This is a genomic window from Arthrobacter sp. P1_A5 (assembly GCF_056406825.1).
This window is the reverse complement of record NZ_JBFTZL010000320.1, coordinates 1-2,066: the sequence shown is the minus strand read 5'-3', so window position 1 is coordinate 2,066 and position 2,066 is coordinate 1. Positions and strand designations below refer to the sequence as shown.

Here is a 2,066-nt window from a genome sequence, read left to right as displayed (position 1 = left end):
CCTCACACACCGTGTGGAGGCCCTCCTTCTTGACGAGGTTTTTGAGCTGGACGAACTCCGGGCCCATCTGGACCTTGGCCTTGATCCATTCCGGCTTCCGTTCCACCGGTGTGGCCGCGTTTCGCTGCTCAATGCGCAGCATCTTCCGGCCTTCTGGTGCCAGTGTCACAGTAAAGCTCCTTCTGGGGTTGCAACTAGGGCTTGTTCATTCTTGCGCAGTTCTTCGGTGATCCGCGACACGAGGTCCGCCGGGGTGACGTCCCTGCCAAGTTCCTGGGTGATAGTGGTGACTCCGGCGTCGCTGATCCCGCAGGCGATGATCTGGCCGTAGGGGGCGAGATCGTTGTTGCAGTTGATCGCGAAGCCGTGCATGKTGACGCCTTCGTTGACGCGGATGCCGATGGCCGCGATCTTGCGGTCCGGACCCTTTTCGTCCTGTTCGATCCAGACGCCCGCGCGGCCCTTGATCCGGACGGCGGCGATGCCGTAGTCCGCCAGGACGGCGATGATGACCGCTTCCAGCCGCTCCACGTAGTCGCGGATGCCAGCCTTGTTCTTCAGTTTGATGATGGGGTAGCCAATGAGCTGGCCGGGGCCGTGCCACGTCAGCTTGCCGCCGCGGTCCACGGCCACAACGGGAGTTCCGTCGAAGGGCCGTTCATGGTCTTCGGTGCGCTTGCCTGCGGTGTAAACCGCGGCGTGTTCGAGCAGCAGTACAGTGCTGGGCGCGGTGCCTGCGAGGACCTTTTCATGCAATTCGCGCTGGATGTCCCATCCGCGCGTGTAATCGACGAAGTCCGGGGCGAGACCCAGCTGTTTGAACTCAAGAGTCATGGCATCAAGCTTAGACCCCGCCGCACCCACCTCCCGTTTGTGTGCTTAAGCTCTCATGCTTGTGGATAACTTCTGCACGATTCCGCGCAATCGACTATTCCTTGGGTATGGAAGATCTCCCGCCGGCCGCCGGTGCGGCCCCCCAGGTTCCCGGTTACGACGTCGGACGCCTCCTGGGGCGCGGCGGCAGCGCCACGGTGTGGCTGGTCACCGAACAGTCAACGGGCCGCGAGTTCGCCCTCAAATGCTTCGATGCCGACCGCGCCGCACCGGAAGAATCCGAGGCCGAGGACGTCATGCGGCGCGAAGTCCGGATCCTCTCCGCCCTGGCACACAGCCACCTGCTTCGCGTGCACGCGGTGGTGCGCCTGCCGGTTCACGACTCTGGCGGCAGCGGCCTCGGGCTTGCGCTGGACTACGCACCCGGCGGCTCGCTTGCGGCGCTCGTGGGAAGCCGGGGACGTCTGGGTCCCGGCGAAACGGTGACGGTCCTGACTCCTATCGCGCAGGCGCTGGCATACCTTCACGGCCAAGGCTTCACCCACGGTGATGTGGCCCCCGGCAACGTGCTTTTCACGGCCGAGGGCAAACCGCTGCTGGCCGATCTCGGCGTCGCGCGCATGATGGCCGACGCCGCTCCGGTCGCGGAAGAGGGCACAGCAGGTTTCCAAGATCCCGCCCCCTCGGACGCTGTGCGGGCCGGGCTGCAGCCCGAACGCGACATTTACTCCCTGGCAGCCTTGGGCTGGTATTGCCTCACCGGACGGGCCCCTGAGCCAGGGGTGCATCGTCCGCCGCTGAGCCTTCTGGTCCCGGAGGTGCCGGCAGCGTTGGTGRCCGCCCTCGAAGCGGGGTTGAGCGGTGAGCGCCGGGAGCGTCCCCCGGCGGCGGAGTTTGCCGCTATGGTCTACCGCAGCGCCCGGGCGGAGCCCGTCGATCTGTCGGTCTCCGTGCACCCCACGGTCATCCCCCAACTGCTCACACGCAAGGCCGTGCAGTCCGGCCCGGGCCGGCGCCCAGGCGCTGTCCGGAAAGCCGGACTCCACCCCGGATTCCGAAGGTCCCCCGCGCGGCGGGCGCTGCTTCCCGCTCTCGCCGCTGCAGCCCTGGTGGCCGGCATCTGGCTGCTGGCCGGTGGCGGCCCGGCCCCCGACGCCGTCGCCGGGCTGTTTCCGGGGTTCGGCCCGGGCGAGAGCGTGCCGGTGCAGGCAGGAGTTGCCGCGGGTCAGGAG

Annotated in this window: 2 protein-coding genes and 1 pseudogene; 1 reads left to right on the top strand and 2 read right to left on the bottom strand. The window is 67.2% G+C overall.

Annotated elements, in window-relative coordinates; translation table 11 throughout:
* Positions 1 to 169: pseudogene (locus tag AC1D1S_RS20875) on the bottom strand (lipoyl synthase); the annotation flags it as partial.
* Positions 166 to 834 (bottom strand): lipoyl(octanoyl) transferase LipB, encoded by a 669-nt coding sequence (gene lipB, locus AC1D1S_RS20870; protein WP_476995416.1) that lies wholly within the window; start codon positions 832 to 834, stop codon positions 166 to 168. The gene lipB and the pseudogene AC1D1S_RS20875, both read right to left, overlap by 4 nt.
* Before the next feature lie 107 nt (positions 835 to 941).
* On the opposite strand from lipB, the gene AC1D1S_RS20865 reads away from it, so the two are divergent.
* The coding region (locus AC1D1S_RS20865; RefSeq protein ID WP_476995415.1) for a serine/threonine-protein kinase at positions 942 to 2,066 on the top strand (1,125 nt) is incomplete at its 3' end.